We start from the raw sequence: 18,604 nt of genomic DNA, 5'->3' as shown, positions 1-18,604 counted from the left end.
ATTGCCTCCACATCATCGTGATTGGTGGGATCAGTGTCCGCCCGCCAGCCCCTTGCTGGCTACCAACTTGTCCAAACTGTCATCTGCCAGTACCCGGACCGGTTTTCTGCAACGGCGCCGTGATCCGGGCACTGTTCCTTGGGGAAAGCTAGCACCGCGAGCACGGCGGCACATCGGGGGAATCCGCACGAAAGCCGCAGAGTAGTCCGCAGCTTCGTTACAGCGTCCTGGCAGCCTTCCGGCGGTCGGGGGCATGCAGGCGTGCGTGCCGGAGGATGGAGACGATGGCCGGGGCGAGCTCGTCTTCCATCTGCCGGTATACCTCCGGGGCGCGGCGGTAGGGGTCGATGACGTCATTGTCGGCCGCATCGGCGGGGAGCGAGAGGTGGCGCACGCCGGCCGCGCGGGCGGGCAGGCTGCGCCAGAGGGCGGTGTTGGCAGCGAGGGGATCGCTGCCGTCGGACCCCTCTGAAACGGCGGCAGGCGGCTGGGAGGAGGCGTCCCGCTGGTCCAGCACGTCGAGCATGCGGGCGAATTCGCGGATGGTGAACGTCCGCTTCAACAGGGAGGCGTCCAGCTGTAGCACCTCCCCGCGGTGGCCCGAGGTCATGGTGAGCACCAGGTCAACGCCGCGGAGGATTTTCGGGGTGAGCTGGCGGGCCGCGAAGCCATCCGGGTTGCCGCCAAAGGTCCGCACGATGTCCGCGGAGATGGGCTGGATGGGGTCGCCCACCATGGCGCGGGTTCCGGCGCTGGCCACCTCGAAACCACCCGGCAGCACCTGGTCGAGCCCTGCCTGCAGCAGCCGTTCGGCCACGGGGGAGCGGCAGATGTTGCCGGTGCAGACGGTGAGGATTCGTACTGGTGCGGATGTGTCCAAGGAGATGTCCCTCTTCCCAGCTGGCGGACGGACGTTCAGCCCGTGCCTTTCAACTTAACACGCAACACCCCGCGACGCTCTTTCACATCCTGCGCCTCCTGCCTGCACCCTCTCTCACCTATTGCGGCATTTCCCGCGACGCTCCCGCACTACCCATCCCGTCCAGCTCACGCCAACATGGAAGCAGCCCGGAAACGGAAAGGGGATGACGTGACCGGAGAGACCTCGGAACATGATTGCGTGATCGCTGGCGGCGGACCGGCCGGCATGGTGCTCGGCTACCTGCTCGCGCGGGCCGGCCTCAAGGTTGCCGTGCTGGAAAAGCACGGCGACTTCTTCCGCGACTTCCGCGGCGACACCGTCCACCCCTCAACCGTGACCCTGCTGGGCGAACTCGGGCTGCGCGGGAATTTCCTGAAGCTGCCCCTGACACGCCTGTCAACGATGGACGCGGTGGTGGATGGGCAGCGCTTCACCCTCGTTGACTTCCACAGCCTCCGCGGTCAGGACAACTTCCTGGTCCTCGCTCCGCAGTGGGACTTCCTCAACTTCCTGGCAGGTGAGGCTGCGGCCTTCCCCACCTTCGAGCTGCACATGGAGACCGAGGCCACCGGACTCATCGTGGAGCAGGACCAGGTGCGGGGCATCCGGGCAACAGGGCCCGACGGCGGGCGAGAGTTCCGCGCACCGCTGACCGTCGCTGCCGACGGGCGGGCATCAGTGCTCTGCGCGGCGGCCGGGCTGACCCCCGACGAGTTCGGTGTGCCCATCGACGTGCTCTGGTTCGGCCTGCCCAAACCGCCCGACCCGCCGCCCGTAACCCTCGCCTACGTGTCATCGCGGGGAATGGTTCTCACCATCGACCGCGGCGACAGGTACCAGTCAGGCATGGTCATTGAGAAGGGTGGCTTCGATGGCCTGGAAAAGGCGGGGCTCGGCGCACTACGTGAACGCATCACATACGCGGCACCCTTCCTGCAGCCGGTTGTTGACACGCTGCAGGACTGGGACCAGGTCAAGCTCCTCTCCGTCCGGATCAACAGGCTCCGGCGCTGGCACCGCCCCGGCTTTATCGCGATCGGCGATGCCGCGCATGCGATGTCCCCGATGTTCGGCGTCGGCGTGAACTTCGCGATCCAGGATGCGGTGGCACTGGCCAACGCCATTGCCGGAGACCTTGCCGCCGGCACCGCACCGCCAGAGAAGCTCGCCGCCGTGCAGCGTCGGCGCGAGATACCCGTGAAGATCATGCAGCGGCTTCAGCGTGCAGGACACCGGGCCCTTGCCAGGGCAACCAAAGGCAGCCGGGTTGCGCCGCGCTGGCTGCCTCCTGTCCTCCGGCTCGCCTCGCCGGTGCTGCGGCGCGTGACCGCCCGGTTTGTCGGCGTCGGGATCCTGCCCGAGCATGTGAAGCCGGTGGCACCAAGAGTCAGGCTCCGCCGGCCAGGACGACGCTCGCTCACTTAACGCAACTCCCGAACGAACGCCCGCTCACTTTCCTCAGGAAAGTGAGCGAGCGTTGGCGGATTTGGTGCGGTAAGTGGGAGAGCGTCGCGGGTGAGGGTCAGAGCGTGCCGAGCAGCTCCTTCATCTCGGTGATCTCGGCTTCCTGTGCGGTGACGATGTCCCGGGCGAGCCGGATGGACTCCGGGTACTTGCCGGCGCCGATTTCCTGCTGGGCCATGTCGATGGCGCCCTCGTGGTGCTCGATCATGTGTTCGAGGAAGAGCCGGACGGCGTCGGTCCCCTCGGCGGCCTTGAACGTCTCGATGCCGTCAGCGTCCACCATGCCGCTCATGCCGTGCCCGGAGTGGTCGGACATCATGGTGGGCACATTCCAGCTTTCCAGCCAGCCGGTCATGGTCTCGATCTCCGGCGCCTGGGCGTCCTTGATTCTGGTGGCCAGGGCAGTGACCTCGGCCGGGACGTCCTGCTTGGCCAGGATGATGTCGCTCATCTCCACGGCCTGGGCATGGTGCGGAATCATCATCTGGGAGAACACGATGTCCGCCTGGTTATGGTCTGCGCTGGCGTCCGGCATCATGCTGGACGTCGGGGCGGATGAACCGCCGTGATGCATGGGCATGGTGCTTCCGCCGGAGCTTCCGGAGCCGGCCGCGCAGCCGGCAAGGCCGAGCGAGGCAGCCAGGGCGGCGGCGAGGGAGAGGGTCTTGATTTTGCTGTTCATGGGAAATGTCCTTCAAGCGGGTCAGTGGAACTGGGCCGAAACGATGCGTGCAGCGGCGCGCCGCAGGGCTCGTTTACGTCCGGCTGATGGACAGTTCGCAGGGCGTGGGACCCGAAGGGATGTAGTTGTAGGCGGCGTACCGGGCTCCTGCTGCCAGGGGAAGCAGAGCTGCCAAGGTGCCAGGGGGAGGGGCGACGCCGGGCGATCCCGCCGGAACCAGCGGGATGCAGGCCGCTCCGGCTTCCTCCGCCCCTTGGCAGCCGGAGCTGCAGGAACCCGAGGCGGCGAAGGACCCGGCCGCGGGCCGGGTGAAGTGCCCTGCGTGGCCGTTATGGGAATGCCCGACGGCGGCCTCCCCGGCATCGCGGGAAGCGTCACTGTCGTGCGCGGTACCGGTATGGCCGGCGGGCGCAGTAGCTGTGGAGGCCGCCGTTGCGTGGGCTGAATGGCCTGCGGTCAGCACGTGCATCCCCAGGATCCCGGCCAGCAGGGCCAGGACTGCAGCGGCCAGCGCGGCCGGGCGGAGGGCAGCCACGACGGCGGCGCGGATGCCTGTCTTCATGCTGTTCCCTCCTTTCCCGCGGACCCGGTAGGCCACACCTTTCAACGTACCCCGGAAGGGTTCAGTTTCAGGCGCCGCAGCAGCTGGGCGTTCAGCGCCACCACAATAGTGGACGCGGACATCAGCACGGCACCCGCCGCGGGCGATAGGACAACGCCCGCGAACGCCAGGACGCCTGCCGCCAGGGGCACGGACAGGATGTTGTAGCCCGTTGCCCACACCAGGTTCTGCCACATCTTCCGGTAGCTCGCCCGGGACAGGTCCACCATGGACAGCACCGCCCGGGGATCGTTTCCGGCCAGGACAACGCCGGCGGACTCCATGGCCACGTCGGTGCCGGCGCCGATCGCGATGCCCACCTCCGCGCGGGCCAGGGCCGGCGAATCGTTGACGCCGTCGCCCACCATGGCCACTTTCAGCCCGCGGGCCTGGAGTTCGGCCACCTTCTTGTCCTTGTCCGCCGGCAGGACCTCGGCGAACACCTCGTCGATCCGCAGGTCCGCCGCCACGGCCTGGGCCACCTGCCGCGCGTCGCCGGTGACCATGGCCACCTTGACGCCCCGGTTCTGCAGCGCCGCCACGGCCTGCCGGGACTCCGGACGCACCGCGTCCTCCAGGCTGACGGCCCCCAGGACGCGGCCGCCGTCGAGCACGTGCAGGACTGCCGCGCCGCGGTCCCTCCAGCCACGGGTCACCGCGGCCAGGGCAGGGGGTTCGACGGCGGCAAGCTCGCGCAGGAGTGCGGGTCCGCCCACGTGCAGCGTCCGTCCGTCCACGCTGGCCCGCACGCCGCGCCCGGTCAACGCGGTGAACGAGCCGGCGGCCGGCAGCGCCAGGTTCCGTTCCCGGGCCGCGCGGACGATGGCCCGCGCCACGGGATGCTCGCTGTCCGACTCGACGGCCGCGGCGAGGGCCAGCAACTGGCCGGCATCCACGCCCTCGGCCACCGCCACGTCCTTCAGCTCGGGTTCACCGGTGGTGAGGGTGCCGGTCTTGTCGAAGAGGACAACGTCAACGGTCCGCATGCGTTCCAGAGCCATCCGGTTCTTGATCAGCACGCCGGCCCGGGCGGCCTGCTCGGTGGAGATGGCGATGACCAGCGGAATGGCCAGGCCCAGGGCATGCGGGCAGGCGATCACCAGCACGGTCACGGTCCGGGTGACCGCGTCCGGAACACTGCCAAGCAGCGTCCAGGCGATAAAGGTCAGCACGCCCGCGGCGGCGGCGAAGTAGAAGAGGAACGCTGCCGCGCGGTCAGCCAGCGCCTGGGCACGCGAGGACGAGGCCTGGGCTTCGGCCACGAGCCGCTGGATTCCGGCGAGTGCGGTGTCGTCGCCCACGGCCGTGACCCGGACGCGGACGCTGCTGTCCGTGGCGATGGTTCCGGCCACCACCGGAGCGCCGGGGCCCCGGAGAACGGTCTTGGACTCGCCGGTGATCATGGATTCATCGAACTCGGCCTGCCCTTCCACCACTGTTCCGTCGGCGGGCATCCGGGCGCCGGGCCGGACCAGGACCAGGTCGTCCGGGCGGAGTTCGGAGACCGGGACCGTTTCGGTGCCGCCGTCCGTGACGCGCTCGGCCTCGTCGGGCAGCAGCGCGGCGAGGGCGTCCAGGGCGCCCTGCGCGGAACCCAGGGCGCGCATCTCGATCCAGTGGCCCAGGAGCATGATGGCCACCAGCAGCGCGAGCTCCCACCAGAAGTCCAGGTCGAAGCCGCCCAGCCCCAGGCTGGTGATCCAGGAGGCCGCGAAGGCCACGGTGATGGCCATGGCGATGAGCAGCATCATCCCCGGCCGCCGGTCCTTCAGTTCCTGGAGGCCGCCTTTGAGGAACGGCTGCCCGCCGTACAGGAAAATGACGCTGCCGAGGACCGGCGGGATCCAGGCCGAGCCGGGAAACATAGGCGCCATGTAGCCCAGGATGTGGCCCACCATCGGGCTGAAGTAGACCACGGGGACGGACAGCGCCAGGGTGAGCCAGAACCGGTTCTTGAACATGGCGGTGCTGTGCCCGGCGTGCTGGCCGGACGTATGGACGGTGTGGTCGTCGTCGCCGTGGTGCTGGTGTGCCGTCTGGTGGTGCTGGTGCCCCTCGGGGGCGGCGGTGTGGCGGGTGAGCGTGCCGCCCGCCTGCCTGCCGTCGTCGTGATGGTGCGTTGGGTGGTGCGTGTGGTCCTGCATGGTTTCCTCCTTGGAGGACTGGTGCTGCGCCGGGCATTGCCCTTGGAGGCGCGAGAGGTCAGGATGCGGCCAGGAAATACCCGGCAGTGGTGACGGCGGTGCGGCCGGGCGCTTCAGGGGAATGCGCGACGGCGGCCGTGGTCTTGGGTGCGTGGCCTGCGGGGGAGCAGCAGCTGCAGCCCTTGGAGGATGCCAGGGGGAGCGCTGTGCGGTGTTCGAGGTTCATGTCAGTTCCATTTCCTTGACGAAGGATGAGTCCTTGGTAAGCAGGGTGCTGGGGTTGAACGGCTGTGGAGGCGGTGGTACCGCCGGGACATACCACTTCACTGACAACACCTCGAGAATACCCCTAGGGGGTATTTGCGTCAAGGCGTCCAGCCAGGTGGAAAACCCCCCTGGTTCCCGCAGGTGGTCCATGCCCTACCCGTAGGAGTCCGCCCCGGCCATACTGGTAGTAGCGCCCCCGGACTGATCTGTTCCGCCGCGGGTGCTGGATGCTACATGGAGGTGGCCCCTGTGACAACGGACCCGACCGGCCCATATACGTACTCGAGCGCCCTGGGCGACAACGAATGTACCGCCGGAACCTTCCATGTGGACGTGACCGGGTGGAAGGTCTCCTGGTCGGACGGCATGTACCAGCTGCATGGATACCGGCGGGGAGACGTGGTGCCCACGCTGGAGCTGCTGTACTCGCACAAGCATCCCGAGGACCGGCCGAGGTGCGAGGCAATCGTTGCCCAGGTTGCACAAACCGGAGGCTATTTCGCCATGTACCACCGGATCATTGACGCCAAGGGACGGACCCGGCGGGTGCTCACGTCGGGTGAGGGCATCCTGGACGGGGCAGGCAAAGTCGCCGCCATGGAGGGGGTGATGGTGGACCTCACCACCACCCTGCAGCGGGAAACGGAGCAAACCGCACGGGATGCGGTGGCCGGTGCCACCTCCACCCGCAGCGTGGTGGACCAGGCCCGGGGCATCCTGATGGGCCAGCTGAAGATGGGCGCTGATGATGCTTTCAAGATGCTGGTGAGCACCAGCAGCCACCGGAACGTCAAGTTGGTGGTGGTGGCCGCGGAGCTCGTGAAGCTGGCCAACTCGGGGGAAGCCCGGGACTACCTTGACCACGCCGTCAGGGCCATCGCCGCCGAAGGCCGGCAGTCCGGTTCACGGCGCCGGGCGGGGTGACCGCGGGGCGCCGGGCGGGGCTGGGGGACCCGCATCAGCGGGCTGCTGCATTTTGGTGCCCGCAGCGCCGCCCCTAGAATGGATCGAAGGTGCGCCGGGAAGTCTGGTCGGCAGTAATTTTGTCGAGCCCAAACGTTAGGACTCCTTCATGAACTCCACCCCGCCATCAACACCGCCGCCCGCCGCGCCCCGGGGCACGGTCTTTGCCCGCGGCTCCTACTCCGAGGCCCTGCGGATCGGGGAAATCCTCCGCAAGGAAACGGTGGGTGGCGCCCTGCTGGTGGCAGCGGCAATCATCGCCCTGGTTTGGGCCAACTCGCCGGCTTCGGACAGCTACTTCGCGCTGCGTGACTTCAGGATCGGTTACGAGCCCTGGCACCTGGAGCTGAGCCTCGGTGCCTGGGCTGCGGACGGCCTGCTCGCCATTTTCTTCTTCCTGGTGGGCCTGGAACTCAAGCGCGAATTCGTGGCCGGCGACCTGCGGCAGATCAGCAAGTCGATCGTCCCGGTGGCGGCCGCAGTCGGCGGCGTGGTGGTCCCGGCGGTGATCTACGCCGTCGTCAACCTCGCCAGCCCGGAGACCCTGCGCGGCTGGGCGATCCCCACCGCCACGGACATTGCATTCGCCGTCGCCGTGCTCGCCATTATCGGCTCCCACCTGCCCAGCGCGCTGCGGATCTTCCTGCTGACCCTGGCCGTGGTGGATGACCTGATCGCCATCAGCATCATCGCGTTCTTCTACACCAGCGACCTCCATGTCGCACCGTTGCTGCTGGCCCTTATTCCGCTGGCGGTCTACGCATTCCTGGCGCACCGGTTCCGCTACTTCTTCGGCATGAAGGCTCCGGCCGCCTGGCTGATCCTGCTGCCGCTGGGCGTTGTGACCTGGGCGCTCGTCCATGCCTCGGGCATCCACGCCACCGTGGCAGGTGTCCTGCTGGGCTTCGCAGTACCGGTCATCCGGTCGCAGGCCGGTGGCGGTCCGGAGGCCGGGCCCGGGCTGGCGGAGATCTTCGAGCACCGCTTCCGGCCCATTTCCGCTGGTATCGCCGTCCCCATATTCGCGTTCTTCTCGGCCGGCGTCGCCGTGGGCGGCTGGGACGGGCTGGTCTCGGCACTGGCCGACCCGGTGGCGCTCGGCATCATCCTGGGCCTGGTGCTCGGCAAGCCGATCGGCATCCTTGGCACCACCTGGATCCTGACCAAAGCCACCAGGGCAACCCTGGACAGCTCGTTCAAATGGATCGACATTTTCGGCGTGGCGCTGCTGGCCGGCATCGGCTTTACCGTGTCCCTGCTGGTGGCCGAGCTCAGCTTCGGCCACGGCAGCCTCCACGACGACCACGCAAAGGTGGGAATCCTCGGCGCCTCACTGCTCGCCGCCGTGCTGGCCACCCTGGTGTTGCGGACCAGGAACCGGCAGTACCGGCAGGCCGAGGAACTGGAGAAGGTGGACGCGGACCAGGACGGCATCCCGGACGTCTACCAGGACCGGACCTAGGACACCCCGGCGGCGGCACCCGCCATCGCCCTGCGGGCGTGGGTCAGGCGCCGCCGTCGGGGGTTCCTGCCTTAGGCCGTCAGGGTTCCTGCCCCTAGGTCAGCGGCGGACGGACCGCCGCCGGCCGGCCACTGCCTCGGCGGTGCCCACCAGGAGCACCGAGGCGATGACCGCCACAATGAAGCCCAGGAAATTCAGTTCGAAGATGTCCCCGGTCCCCAGCAGCGATGCCACCACTCCGCCGATCACTGAGCCGACCAGGCCCAGCAGCAGGGTGGCGAGCAGGCCCAGGTTCTGCTTGCCTGGCTTGATGAGGCGGGCAAGCGCCCCGATGATCAGCCCGGCAACGATGAATCCAATCACGGTGTGCTCCTTCGTCGTGTTTCTGCCGCAGCAGCATTCCAGGACTGACCCTACCCCTGCCGCCGGACGTTATGCAGGTTCGAGCCTGGTGGCCGGCTGGGCCGGTTGCTCCACGGGCTCTTCCACGTGCCGGATCTCCAAGGCCTCGGGGTCCAGCAGCTTGCGGGTGCCGGTCCTCGCGTCAAGGATCCAGAACAGTTCCAGGGCAGGCACCACGCCGGTCACCCGGCCGCGGTGGAAAAGCCTGCCCCGGTGCCAGGCCTCGATGTGGTCTCCAATGCGGAGTTGGTCCGTGCGTACTCCTTGTGCCTCCATGATGGGCTGCCTCCTGCTGTTGTATCCCCGTACGCACAGCTTGCCGTGAGGAGGTTGCCGCAGTGTTTCAGCAGGGTGTTTTTTCTGTGTCAGGTGTGATCTGAGCGCTGGATGCTCAGCATGTGCATCAACAGGGCGCGCTGCGGCTGGCCGGGATTGGCGCTGACGAACCATCGGAGCGAGCTGCGGGCATCGGCCTCGCAGGCGGCGGTTCCGCTGAGGATTTCGTCAATAATTTCAAGGACCTGCAGTTGTAGCTCCAGATGGGCAACTTCCCCGCAAATGCTGCGGGGGAGCTTCCGGTTTCCGTGCATGGGTGCCGCCTTCGCGCCTTAACAGGCTCCCTCCGGAGGAGCGTCGCTGCTGGTCCCCAGCCCGCCGGATGAATAAGCTAAGTGTACTGACAGGGGCATTGCCCACCAAGCATTTTTTGTAGGGCGGCGCACGCTTGTTTTGGTTAGTGGCCAACCGCCGGAACCACCACAACGGGACGCCGCTGGGAGTGCTGCAGGGCCTCCGCGACTGAGCCTTCCAGGACCCGCTCGAACCGGGACAGGATGCCCGGGCGGCGGCCGCCCACAATGAACAGGGAAGCGCCAAGGCTGTCTGCCAGCCGCATCAGCGCCGGGGCAACGGCGCCGTTTAGGACCCGGAAGGACCACTCCACATCGTCGGTCCCGGCCAGGATTTTCTGCAGGCGCCCATAGACTTCCCGTGAGGGAAAGGCCGCCTCATCGTTGACGGCAGGGTCCAGCGAGGCCCCCGGCAGCTGGGGCGCCCATTCCACCAGATAGCTTGCCGGGTCAACGAAGGCACAGACGAGGTGGAGGTCCATGGCGCCGGCGAATTCGGCAGCCGTCAGCACCAGGTGCTCCGGGCATTCCCAGGGCACGCCCAGGATGGCGGGCCCGGTGGACCCGCCGGACCGGTCCTGGTTGTCCATCGCGCCGGTCCGTCAGGAAGCGGTGAGGTCCTGGTGCAGCTTCTGGACCCGCGCCCGGATGTCGGCCCGCACCAGGCGCATGCGTTCCATGCCTTCAATGCCGCGTTCCGAGGGCTCGTCAGTTTCCCAGAGCTCGAAGCGGGTGCCCTCGTGCGGCTCCAGCTTTGCCTCGGTGCCCAGGACCACCACCACGTCCGCAGCCTCAAGCGCCTCCTCGCTGACGGGCTTGGGGTACTCGCCCTCCACGGTGATGCCGAGCTCGGCCAGTGATTCGACAGCGAGCGGGTTGAGGTCTTTTCCCGGCTTCGTGCCGGCCGAAAAAACGTCCACGCTGCTGCCGGCGAGCTGGTGCATCAGCCCGGCTGCCAGCTGCGACTTGCCGCCGTTCTTGCTGCAGACGAACAGGACAGCGGGCTTCTTTTCCCTGGCGGTGGCGGGAACTGCGTTAGTCATGGGCTTCCTTTGCGGGCTTGGGTTTTCAGTTTTCTGCGGAGCGGCCGTGGGCGAGGCCGGTGGGAAAGCCCACCAGGACCGGTTCGGGAGCGGCGCAGCAGCCGGACTCCCCGCCGGCCTCCACAGCGCCGGCTGCGGGCGGGGCAGCGGGAACATCACGGCTGGTTCCGGCATCGGTGGAGCAGACGCCGGTTTCCGGAAGTTCGAGCTGGACGGTGTCGGCGGCCTTACGGTCCCCGGCCAGGGCAGCGGCAACGGAACGGACCTGCTCGTAGCCGGTGGCCAGCAGGAAGGTGGGGGCCCTGCCATAAGACTTCATGCCCACAATGTAGAAGTCCTTGTCCGGGTGGGCCAGGAGGCTGGCGCCGTGCGGCGGCACCGTGCCGCAGGAGTGGAATTCCGGGTCGATCAGCGGGCCAAGTTCCAGCGGTGCCTCGACGGCGGGGTCCAGGTTGAGCCGGAGTTCGCGCAGGATGTCCAGGTCCGGCCGGAACCCGGTGCAGGGCACCACGACGTCGGCCTCCAGGGTGCGGCCGTCCACGGCGCCGACGGTGACGCCGGAGTCCAGGAATTTGAAGGAGCTGATGCCGAAGGCGGTGTGCAGTTCGATCGTCCCCGCCTCCACCAGGCGGCGGAGCCGGGCACCGAGCTGGCCGCGGGCGGGCAGCCCGTCAGCGTCCCCGCCGCCGTAGGTCTTGGCGGGGGAGGCGCCCCGGATGGCCCACAGGATCCTGGTATCGGGTGCCTCTTTGGCCAGGGCGGTTAGGTTGAGCAGGGTGTTGGCAGCGGAGTGTCCGGCGCCGACCACCAGGACGCGCTTGCCAGCAAAGGCCTTGCGGTCCCGGCCCAGCACGTCGGGCAGCGGAGAGGAGATGCGGGCCGCGGCCGCCTCCTCGCCGATTGCCGGCAGTCCGGAGGTGCCCAGCGGGTTGCGGGTGGACCAGGTGCCGGAGGCATCGATCACCGCAGCCACGGTGTGGTCGCGGGTATCGCCGTCCGAGTGAACCACCCGGACAGTGAAGGGGGCGGTGTCCCGGTTGCGGACGTGGGTCTTGTCCATGCCCTGCCGGGTCACGGCCACTACCCGGGCGCCGGTCTCCAGCCGCGTGGCCAGCGCCGGCAGCGCCGCCAGGGGAGCGAGGTAGTTGTCGATAAGCTCGCCGCCGTACGGCAGGGCGGTGGGCCGGGGCGCTTCCCAGCCGGATGCCCCAAGCAGCCGCACGGCTGCGGCGTCGATGTTGAACCGCCATGGCGAGAACAGGCGGATGTGGCGCCATTCCTCAATGGCCGCCCCCGCCGTCGGACCTGCCTCGAAAACCAGCGGCTCCAGGCCGCGCTCCAACAGGTGCGCTGCGGCGGCAAGTCCCACCGGCCCAGCGCCGATCACTGCAACGGGGAGGGTGGGGGTGTGCTCCATGGCGGTTCCTGTTCGTTCGTCGGTTCGTGGCCGGGTGGGGAATCAGGGGCTAGCAGCAGTCCTGATCGTCGTCGTCGCAGCAACCGTTGTCGCCGCAGCATTCCGTGTTCATTCAGCCCACCCCCTTCCTGCCCGGGTTGTCAGCTGTGGGTAGGTTCTTCGACCAGAGCTGTGGCGATGCTGTCTGCGTCGTCCAGGGCTGCCAGGTAGCGTTCGGCGTCCAGGGCGGCGGCGCAGCCGGTCCCGGCGGCGGTGATGGCCTGGCGGTAGCGGTGGTCCACGGCGTCGCCACAGGCGAAGACGCCGGACAGGTTGGTCACCGTGGTGGGGGATTCCACCTTGATGTAGCCGTCCGCGTCCAGGTCCACCTGGCCGGCCACCAGTTCGGTCCGGGGGACATGGCCGATGGCCACGAAGATTCCGGTGGCCGCCTGGTGCCGGGTTTCGCCGGAGCGGGTGTCCGTGAGGGTCACGCCGGTGACCTTGCCGTTGCCGTGGATGGCGGTGACGGCGGAGTTCCAGGCGAAATTGATCTTCGGGTTGTCCTTGGCCCGCTGCGCCATAATCCGGGAGGCCCGCAGTTCCTCACGGCGTACGACGACGGTCACCGACTTCCCGAACCGGGTGAGGAACGTGGCTTCCTCCATGGCGGAGTCGCCGCCGCCTACCACGATGATGTCCTGGTCACGGAAGAAGAAGCCGTCGCAGGTGGCGCACCAGGAGACGCCGTGGCCGCTGAGCTTCTTCTCCTCCGGCAGGCCGAGTTCCTTGTAGGCCGAGCCGGTGGCCAGGATGACGGCCGGGGCCTGGTGGGTTTCGCCGCCGCCGGTGACCACGGTCTTCAGGTGGCCTTTGAGGTCAACCGAGGTGGCGTCGTCGAACACCACTTTGGCGCCGAACTTCTCGGCCTGTTCCTGCAGGCCGTCCATCAGCTCCGGGCCTTGGATACCGCTGGGGAAACCGGGGAAGTTCTCCACCTCGGTGGTGTTCATCAGCGCGCCGCCCGCGGTGACCGAGCCGGCCAGCACCAGCGGTGCCAGGCCTGCTCGTGCGGCGTAGATGGCTGCGGTGTAGCCCGCGGGGCCGGAGCCGATGATGATCAGCTGTTCGTTCGTCATGGAGATCTCCTGGAGTTACTGGGCGTCCGGGTGCTGCGCGGGCACCAGTTCGGTGATGAGGGCTTCGATGCGGGTCCTGATTTCGTCCCGGATGGGGCGGACGGATTCTACGCCCTTGCCTGCCGGATCCTCCAGCACCCAGTCCTCGTAGCGCTTGCCGGGGAAGTACGGGCACTCGTCGCCGCAGCCCATGGTGATCACCACGTCGGAGTCCTTGACGGCCTCTGTGGTGAGGACCTTGGGAACTTCCGCGGACATGTCGATGCCCACCTCCGCCATGGCCTCGACCGCGGCGGGGTTAATCTTCTCGGCGGGCTGGGACCCGGCGGAGCGGACCTCCACGGAACCCTTGGACAGGGACGTCAGGAAGGCTGCCGCCATCTGCGAACGGCCTGCGTTGTGGACGCAGACGAAAAGGACGGAGGGCTTCTTGGCTGTCTCGGTGGTCACGCTGTTCTCCTAATGATGACGTACGGCGGGAGGTGCCGTTGTGGATGGTTGTGCTCCCGCCCGATCCCATCAGTCCCGAAAGATTGATGATGATCGATATAGGGAGTATTGCGCTACATATTGATGATTGTCAATGTATTCCTCAGGCCGCGGCGAGGCGGGGAGCCAGGTCGCTGATGCGGTATGAAATCTGCCCGAACGCCTCCTCAAAAGCCTCGGCCGTGCCCCGCCTGACGGGGTCCGGGATGGACCAGTGGACCCCCTGCAGGCCGGGAACCTCCTCGTGGGCGTTGTCGCAGACGGTTACCACGAAATCGCCATCACCCAGGACCTGGTCCAGTTGCTGCGGTGCGGCGTCGGCCAGGTCCAGCCCATGGCGTGCGGCCACCTCCAGGGCGCCGCGGGAAATCCGGTCCGCGGGATGCGTTCCCGCCGATGCGACGGGAATGCGGCTGGCCTGGCGCCAGAGGGCCGCCGCGAGCTGGGAGCGTGCACTGTTGCGGGTGCACACGAAAAGGACACGGTGTGCCGTGTGTTCGCTGCCGGGAACCAGGTCCTCCAGCGACCCGGCCACCAGGCGGATGTAGCTCCGCCGCCGGTCCGCCTCGGAGCGGTGCCTCGCCGCCAGCCCCGCGTCCTGGAGGATGCGGAGGTGGTGGGCGAGCAGGTTGGATGTCATTCCCAGCTCCGCCTGCAGTTCCGACGGCGAGCGGTCGCCCAGCGTCAGCAGGTCCACGATGCGCAGCCGGCCCGCGTCGGCCAGGGCTGCATGCCTGGCAAGCCGCTGGCGGAATCCTGCACTTAGTTCAGTTTCCATTGACTCAAGTTTGACTGAGGTAATTTCCGTGGGTCAAGCTGGTTGCATGCACACACCCCAGCCTCCCCTCTGGCGCCGCGCCCTGGCCGAGCTGCTCGGCACCGGTCTTTTGGTGGCCGTCGTTGTCGGCTCGGGGATCGCGGCCCAGCAGCTTTCCCCCAGCGACGTCGGGTTGCAGCTGCTCCAGAACAGCACCGCCACGGTCCTGGGCCTGACAGTGCTCATCCTGATGTTGGGGCCGGTCAGCGGCGCGCACTTCAATCCGGTCGTCTCCCTGGCCGACTGGGCCCTCGGCCGGCGCAGCGGCAAGGGCCTGACGCTGCCGGAGGTCGGTGCCTACGCTGCGGCCCAGGTGGCCGGGGCCATCGGGGGGAGCGTGCTGGCCAACGCAATGTTCGACGTCGGGACCTCCATCTCCACGAAGGAGCGCCTCACCGGCGGGCATGTCCTGGGCGAAGTGGTGGCCACCGCCGGGCTCATCCTGTTGATCTTCGCCCTGGCCCGGACCTCGCAAGGAATGCTGGCCGCCCCGGCCGTAGGTGCCTACATTGGCGCGGCCTACTGGTTTACCTCCTCCACTTCCTTCGCCAACCCCGCCGTGACGGTGGGCCGGATGTTCAGCGACACCTTCTCGGGAATCACGCCTGGCTCCGTGCCCGGGTTCGTCCTGGCGCAGTTGGCGGGCGCCGCCGTCGGACTCGGACTCCTCCTGGCCCTCTTTCCTGCCGCCGGCCAGGCGGCCGACAACGTGGTGATCCCCCACCGCGAGGAACCGGCAGATACGTAACCCCCCACGTAGCCGGTTCCATCCCCAAGACCCGTTATGCCGCCATATTGATGAATGTCGATATGGCGGCATAATGGTGTCCATGACCGCTGCCCTGCCTTTGACCCGGTCCGTCACGGGGACGGACCCTTCCTGCTGCCCGCCGCCGGCCGGTCCAGCCCTCGGGGTGGAGGAGGCCAAGCAGGCCGCGCTGGTTTTCAAGGCACTCGCGGATCCCAACCGCGTGCGGCTGCTCTCGCTGGTGAAGGCGGGGGAGGCGGGCGAGCGCTGCGTTTGCGACCTGACCGAACCGCTCAGCCTGGGCCAGCCAACCGTCTCGCACCACCTGAAGATCCTGGTGGATGCGGGCCTGCTGCACCGTGAAAAGCGGGGCACCTGGGCCTATTATTCGGTGGTTCCCGGCGCGCTGGACCGGGTTGCCGGCCTCGTGGCAGATCTGTGACGGCCACGGTTACTTCACGTGGTTCGGCGGCGGAGGTCTTCCGGGTTTTCCTGAAGCTGGGGGTGACGTCCTTCGGCGGGCCCATCGCGCACCTGGGCTACTTCCGCGACGAACTGGTGGAGCGCCGCAAGTGGGTGGATGACAAGGAATACGCGGACCTCGTGGCGCTCTGCCAGTTCCTTCCGGGGCCCGCCTCCAGCCAGGTGGGGTTCGGTTTGGGCCTGCACCGCGCCGGCCCGGTCGGCGGCTTGGCTGCGTTCCTGGCTTTCACGTTGCCGTCCGCCGCGCTGCTGGTGGCGTTCGCCGCCGGCGCCTCCCTGTTTCAGGGTGCGCTCGGTTCAGGAATCCTTGACGGGCTGAAAATCGTGGCCGTGGCCATCGTGGCGCAGGCCGTCTGGGGGATGGCGAAGGCCCTGACGCCTGACCGGGAACGCGCGTCGATTGCCGTGGTGGCGGCATTGACCGTGGTCCTGCTGGCGGGCCCGCTGGGGCAGGTGCTTGCGATCGCCGCTGGTGCACTGGCGGGCATGTTTTTTTGCCGGGCTGGGATCGGCGACGTGACGGGCACGCTGCGGTTCCCGGTCAGCCGGAGTACCGGGGCGGTTTGCCTGGTTCTGTTCGGAGTGCTCCTGGTGGGGCTGCCCGTGCTGGCGGCGGCCACCGCTTCCGCCGGCCTGGCACTCTTCGACGCGTTCTACCGCGCCGGCGCCCTGGTCTTTGGCGGCGGGCATGTGGTCCTGCCGCTGCTCCAGGCCGGCGTGGTCAACCCCGGCTGGGTTACCCCCGAGCAGTTCCTGGCCGGCTACGGTGCAGCGCAGGCGGTTCCCGGCCCGCTCTTCACCTTCGCGGCCTACCTGGGCACGCTCTCAACCGCAGGCCCGGGCGGTGTGGCGGGCGCCGCCGTCGCGCTCGCCGGAATCTTCCTGCCCGGCTTCCTCCTCCTGGTTGGCGTGCTGCCGTTCTGGAACAGGTTCCGCTCCCGGTCACAGGTGCAGGCTCTGATGCGCGGCGCGAACGCGGCGGTGGTGGGGATCCTGGCCGCGGCCCTCTACAACCCGGTATTTACCACGGCCATCACCGGGCCCGGGCCGTTTTGCCTGGCCCTGGTCTGCTTCGTCCTGCTCATCGCATGGAAGGCGCCGCCGTGGGTGGTGGTGCTGGTGGGGGCTGCCGGGGGAGTGCTGCTGGCCATCTCCCCCCTTTGAGTTTTTGGGCAGATATGGCGACTTTAGAGGCCCGAAAGTCGCCATATCTGGACAAAGACTCCTGTGAGTCCTACAGCGGCTGGGCTGGGACTAGCTGGCAGTGGTGATGCCGGTCGTTCTGCTTGGCGAGTGACTCGAAAAAACAATTGCTCCTCGAGGGTGCATTCCCACGACTCGTCCGCGCTGGGTGGAGCGGCCGGCGTTGATCGAGGAGCTTCAGCTGGTCTTGAATGAAGCGGTCCCGCGCGTGTCTGGGAGCAGGGCTGTCGGCATTCAGGTTAAGCGTCGAAGTGCGTCTGGATCTTCGGGTCCTGGGCCAGGGATGCAATCACTGACGCTGCAACGTCACGGAGTTTGGTGTTGCGGGTACTGGAAGCTATCTTCAGGATTCTCATTGCCGCGTCCTGGCTGCAGCGGTTTTGGGCCATGACTGCCCCGGCTGCCAGGTCGATCACGGTCCGTGATTCCAGTGCTGCAGCCAGATGGTTTTTGGATTCGGTTAGTTGACTGATGCGCACGGCCAGCAGGAGAGCTTTGGATGCGTGATAGGCGTAGGACTGGACGTTTTCGATGTCCTCCCCGCTAAATCCGTGGGAGCGGGTGGAGTACATGTTCAGGCCCGCTTCCGCTTCGCCTGCCAGGACCAACGGTTGCTGGCAACTGTCAGTGGCTTCTTTTGCCGCATGAGTGTGATGCTGCAGAAGGCAATGGCAGGGTCAGACAGTGTGAGAGCGGTGAAATCGGCCAGTTCGTCCAGCATCACCTTCACGTCTTGGGTATTTAGGACGAGGTCCTGGAGGTGGTCGATGAGCAGTTCTGGCTGCAGATGATCTGATTCGTGGGCGATCATGGGATCATTTCTCGTTCTGGGGTGAGTGTTCTAGCTGTTTCCTGTATGGACGATGCTTTCAGGGTCCTGCTGGTGCGCGGGGGCGTCGGAGAGGCCCTCGGGGGTGAGATCGAGATCCTCGACCTCATTGTGAGTTGTTGTCTGGGCAGTGGTGTCGCTGATGTCCGTCATGACCGATATACCTTCACTTCTGGCAGGTGATGAATGATGTTGGTTCTGCACTAACGAGTGCAATGGGGCAGTTCCATCTGGAAGCCGCACTGGCAGCCCAGGACCGTGGTGGCGAGACAGGCGGCGGGGGAGTCCCTCGGGTCGGAGGGGTTATGGATGGCGAATGTCTAAACCGTGGTTTCTGTCTGGGGCGCCGGCGATGCCGTCGGCTCGCCGCAGTGAAACTATCCGTTGTCCCGGTGAGCGGGGCCTTTTGCACTGTTGCACCAAGGGCGTATCGCCCGCGGCTGATTCTCATTGCGGGGCACGTAACTGCTCGGGGTTATGGCCACAGCCGGTTACACCACGGCCTGGTAGCTGGAGAGGATGTAGTCCGCCGCTGCAGGGCCCTTCATCCGAAGATGCTGAGTAGAACCTGCACGCTGTCGCATTGCCGCCCAAAAGGTCTCTTCCGGACGCGGTGTTTGGCGGGCCATCAGGCACCAGCTGGTGTACAGGCCGTAAAGGGAGTCCCCGTCAAGAGTCGTCTCGGACTCCTGGTCACAGTAGGTGGCTTCCTGGAGGAACTGGTCGAATTGTGAATGTGCCATGACGGCTCTTTTCAACAAGGTGCAGTTGTCCACCGTTCGGCTACAGCGGTCTCACTCAACGCCTTGCACAGGGACAGTGAGCGGAACTGCCGGATCATCGTGAGGTCTCCGGCAGGGTGAAACAAAAGGAAGGAGTCTTTGTCGAGGTGCAGCGACCGTTCGCATCGGTGCCGCTTCG

Annotated in this window: 24 protein-coding genes; 6 read left to right on the top strand and 18 right to left on the bottom strand. The window is 67.2% G+C overall.

Annotated elements, in window-relative coordinates:
• Positions 1–217: 217 nt before the first annotated feature.
• Positions 218–880 carry an arsenate reductase/protein-tyrosine-phosphatase family protein gene (locus tag AC5RU7_RS04910; RefSeq protein WP_494051309.1) on the bottom strand — a complete coding sequence of 221 codons (663 nt, stop codon included), beginning with the start codon at positions 878–880 and terminating at the stop codon, positions 218–220.
• A 210-nt stretch (positions 881–1,090) separates the two neighbouring features.
• On the opposite strand from AC5RU7_RS04910, the gene AC5RU7_RS04905 reads away from it, so the two are divergent.
• On the top strand, positions 1,091–2,347 hold the full coding sequence (locus tag AC5RU7_RS04905; RefSeq protein WP_494051308.1) for an FAD-dependent oxidoreductase: 1,257 nt from the start codon (positions 1,091–1,093) through the stop codon (positions 2,345–2,347).
• Positions 2,348–2,444: 97 nt separating this feature from the next.
• On the opposite strand, the gene AC5RU7_RS04900 is transcribed toward AC5RU7_RS04905, so the two are convergent.
• From AC5RU7_RS04900 to AC5RU7_RS04885, 4 genes are all read right to left on the bottom strand, one after another.
• Positions 2,445–3,068: a DUF305 domain-containing protein gene (locus tag AC5RU7_RS04900; protein WP_494051307.1), complete on the bottom strand. Its 624-nt coding sequence runs from the start codon at positions 3,066–3,068 to the stop codon at positions 2,445–2,447.
• Between the two features lie 73 nt (positions 3,069–3,141).
• Positions 3,142–3,630: a hypothetical protein gene (locus AC5RU7_RS04895; RefSeq protein ID WP_494051306.1), complete on the bottom strand. Its 489-nt coding sequence runs from the start codon at positions 3,628–3,630 to the stop codon at positions 3,142–3,144.
• Positions 3,631–3,671: 41 nt separating this feature from the next.
• On the bottom strand, positions 3,672–5,813 hold the full coding sequence (locus AC5RU7_RS04890; RefSeq protein WP_494051305.1) for a heavy metal translocating P-type ATPase: 2,142 nt from the start codon (positions 5,811–5,813) through the stop codon (positions 3,672–3,674).
• Positions 5,814–5,871: 58 nt separating this feature from the next.
• A complete protein-coding gene (locus AC5RU7_RS04885) occupies positions 5,872–6,039 on the bottom strand; it encodes a hypothetical protein (protein ID WP_494051304.1) in 168 nt (55 codons plus the stop codon).
• Between the two features lie 290 nt (positions 6,040–6,329).
• Here AC5RU7_RS04885 and AC5RU7_RS04880 point away from each other — a divergent pair, with 290 nt between their 5' ends.
• Together AC5RU7_RS04880 and nhaA are read left to right on the top strand one after the other, a co-directional pair.
• Positions 6,330–7,004 carry a PAS and ANTAR domain-containing protein gene (locus AC5RU7_RS04880; RefSeq protein ID WP_494051303.1) on the top strand — a complete coding sequence of 225 codons (675 nt, stop codon included), beginning with the start codon at positions 6,330–6,332 and terminating at the stop codon, positions 7,002–7,004.
• Between the two features lie 148 nt (positions 7,005–7,152).
• Positions 7,153–8,505 carry a Na+/H+ antiporter NhaA gene (nhaA, locus tag AC5RU7_RS04875; protein WP_494051302.1) on the top strand — a complete coding sequence of 451 codons (1,353 nt, stop codon included), beginning with the start codon at positions 7,153–7,155 and terminating at the stop codon, positions 8,503–8,505.
• A gap of 99 nt (positions 8,506–8,604) precedes the next feature.
• On the opposite strand, the gene AC5RU7_RS04870 is transcribed toward nhaA, so the two are convergent.
• From AC5RU7_RS04870 to AC5RU7_RS04830, 9 genes are all read right to left on the bottom strand, one after another.
• Positions 8,605–8,868: a GlsB/YeaQ/YmgE family stress response membrane protein gene (locus AC5RU7_RS04870; RefSeq protein ID WP_461172356.1), complete on the bottom strand. Its 264-nt coding sequence runs from the start codon at positions 8,866–8,868 to the stop codon at positions 8,605–8,607.
• Positions 8,869–8,937: 69 nt separating this feature from the next.
• Positions 8,938–9,183 (bottom strand): hypothetical protein, encoded by a 246-nt coding sequence (locus tag AC5RU7_RS04865; RefSeq protein WP_494051301.1) that lies wholly within the window; start codon positions 9,181–9,183, stop codon positions 8,938–8,940.
• Positions 9,184–9,272: 89 nt separating this feature from the next.
• Complete coding sequence (locus AC5RU7_RS04860) at positions 9,273–9,497, bottom strand: hypothetical protein (RefSeq protein ID WP_494051300.1); 225 nt, start codon at positions 9,495–9,497, stop codon at positions 9,273–9,275.
• Between the two features lie 143 nt (positions 9,498–9,640).
• Entirely contained in the window at positions 9,641–10,126 is a 486-nt protein-coding gene (locus tag AC5RU7_RS04855) for a universal stress protein (RefSeq protein WP_494051299.1), read from the bottom strand.
• Positions 10,127–10,138: 12 nt separating this feature from the next.
• A complete protein-coding gene (locus AC5RU7_RS04850) occupies positions 10,139–10,579 on the bottom strand; it encodes an arsenate-mycothiol transferase ArsC (protein ID WP_494051298.1) in 441 nt (146 codons plus the stop codon).
• Positions 10,580–10,604: 25 nt separating this feature from the next.
• On the bottom strand, positions 10,605–11,996 hold the full coding sequence (locus AC5RU7_RS04845) for an FAD-dependent oxidoreductase (protein ID WP_494051297.1): 1,392 nt from the start codon (positions 11,994–11,996) through the stop codon (positions 10,605–10,607).
• Between the two features lie 140 nt (positions 11,997–12,136).
• Positions 12,137–13,114, bottom strand: a complete 978-nt coding sequence (gene trxB / locus AC5RU7_RS04840) for a thioredoxin-disulfide reductase (RefSeq protein WP_494051296.1) — start codon at positions 13,112–13,114, stop codon at positions 12,137–12,139.
• Between the two features lie 15 nt (positions 13,115–13,129).
• Positions 13,130–13,564 (bottom strand): arsenate reductase ArsC, encoded by a 435-nt coding sequence (locus AC5RU7_RS04835; protein WP_494051295.1) that lies wholly within the window; start codon positions 13,562–13,564, stop codon positions 13,130–13,132.
• 142 nt (positions 13,565–13,706) lie between these two features.
• Positions 13,707–14,381 carry an arsenate reductase/protein-tyrosine-phosphatase family protein gene (locus tag AC5RU7_RS04830; protein WP_494051294.1) on the bottom strand — a complete coding sequence of 225 codons (675 nt, stop codon included), beginning with the start codon at positions 14,379–14,381 and terminating at the stop codon, positions 13,707–13,709.
• Positions 14,382–14,427: 46 nt separating this feature from the next.
• Between AC5RU7_RS04830 and AC5RU7_RS04825 the strand changes: the two genes are divergently transcribed.
• From AC5RU7_RS04825 to chrA, 3 genes are all read left to right on the top strand, one after another.
• The gene (locus AC5RU7_RS04825) at positions 14,428–15,168 is read left to right on the top strand and encodes an aquaporin (RefSeq protein ID WP_494051293.1); all 741 of its coding nucleotides are present in this window, start codon (positions 14,428–14,430) and stop codon (positions 15,166–15,168) included.
• Positions 15,169–15,241: 73 nt separating this feature from the next.
• Positions 15,242–15,610 (top strand): ArsR/SmtB family transcription factor, encoded by a 369-nt coding sequence (locus AC5RU7_RS04820; protein ID WP_494051292.1) that lies wholly within the window; start codon positions 15,242–15,244, stop codon positions 15,608–15,610.
• On the top strand, positions 15,607–16,815 hold the full coding sequence (gene chrA, locus AC5RU7_RS04815; RefSeq protein ID WP_494051291.1) for a chromate efflux transporter: 1,209 nt from the start codon (positions 15,607–15,609) through the stop codon (positions 16,813–16,815). Before AC5RU7_RS04820 ends, chrA begins: the two co-directional genes overlap by 4 nt.
• 278 nt (positions 16,816–17,093) lie before the next feature.
• Here the strand turns inward: chrA and AC5RU7_RS04810 are convergent, their stop codons facing one another.
• The 4 genes from AC5RU7_RS04810 to AC5RU7_RS04795 form a co-directional block, all read right to left on the bottom strand.
• The gene (locus tag AC5RU7_RS04810) at positions 17,094–17,426 is read right to left on the bottom strand and encodes an ANTAR domain-containing protein (protein WP_494051290.1); all 333 of its coding nucleotides are present in this window, start codon (positions 17,424–17,426) and stop codon (positions 17,094–17,096) included.
• A 2-nt stretch (positions 17,427–17,428) separates the two neighbouring features.
• Complete coding sequence (locus AC5RU7_RS04805) at positions 17,429–17,665, bottom strand: hypothetical protein (RefSeq protein ID WP_494051289.1); 237 nt, start codon at positions 17,663–17,665, stop codon at positions 17,429–17,431.
• A 30-nt stretch (positions 17,666–17,695) separates the two neighbouring features.
• Positions 17,696–17,836, bottom strand: a complete 141-nt coding sequence (locus tag AC5RU7_RS04800) for a hypothetical protein (protein ID WP_494051288.1) — start codon at positions 17,834–17,836, stop codon at positions 17,696–17,698.
• A 338-nt stretch (positions 17,837–18,174) separates the two neighbouring features.
• A complete protein-coding gene (locus AC5RU7_RS04795) occupies positions 18,175–18,426 on the bottom strand; it encodes a hypothetical protein (RefSeq protein ID WP_494051287.1) in 252 nt (83 codons plus the stop codon).
• Positions 18,427–18,604 lie beyond the last annotated feature (178 nt).

The organism is Arthrobacter sp. K410C (assembly GCF_059090105.1).
This window is presented reverse-complemented; position numbering and strand designations above follow the sequence as displayed.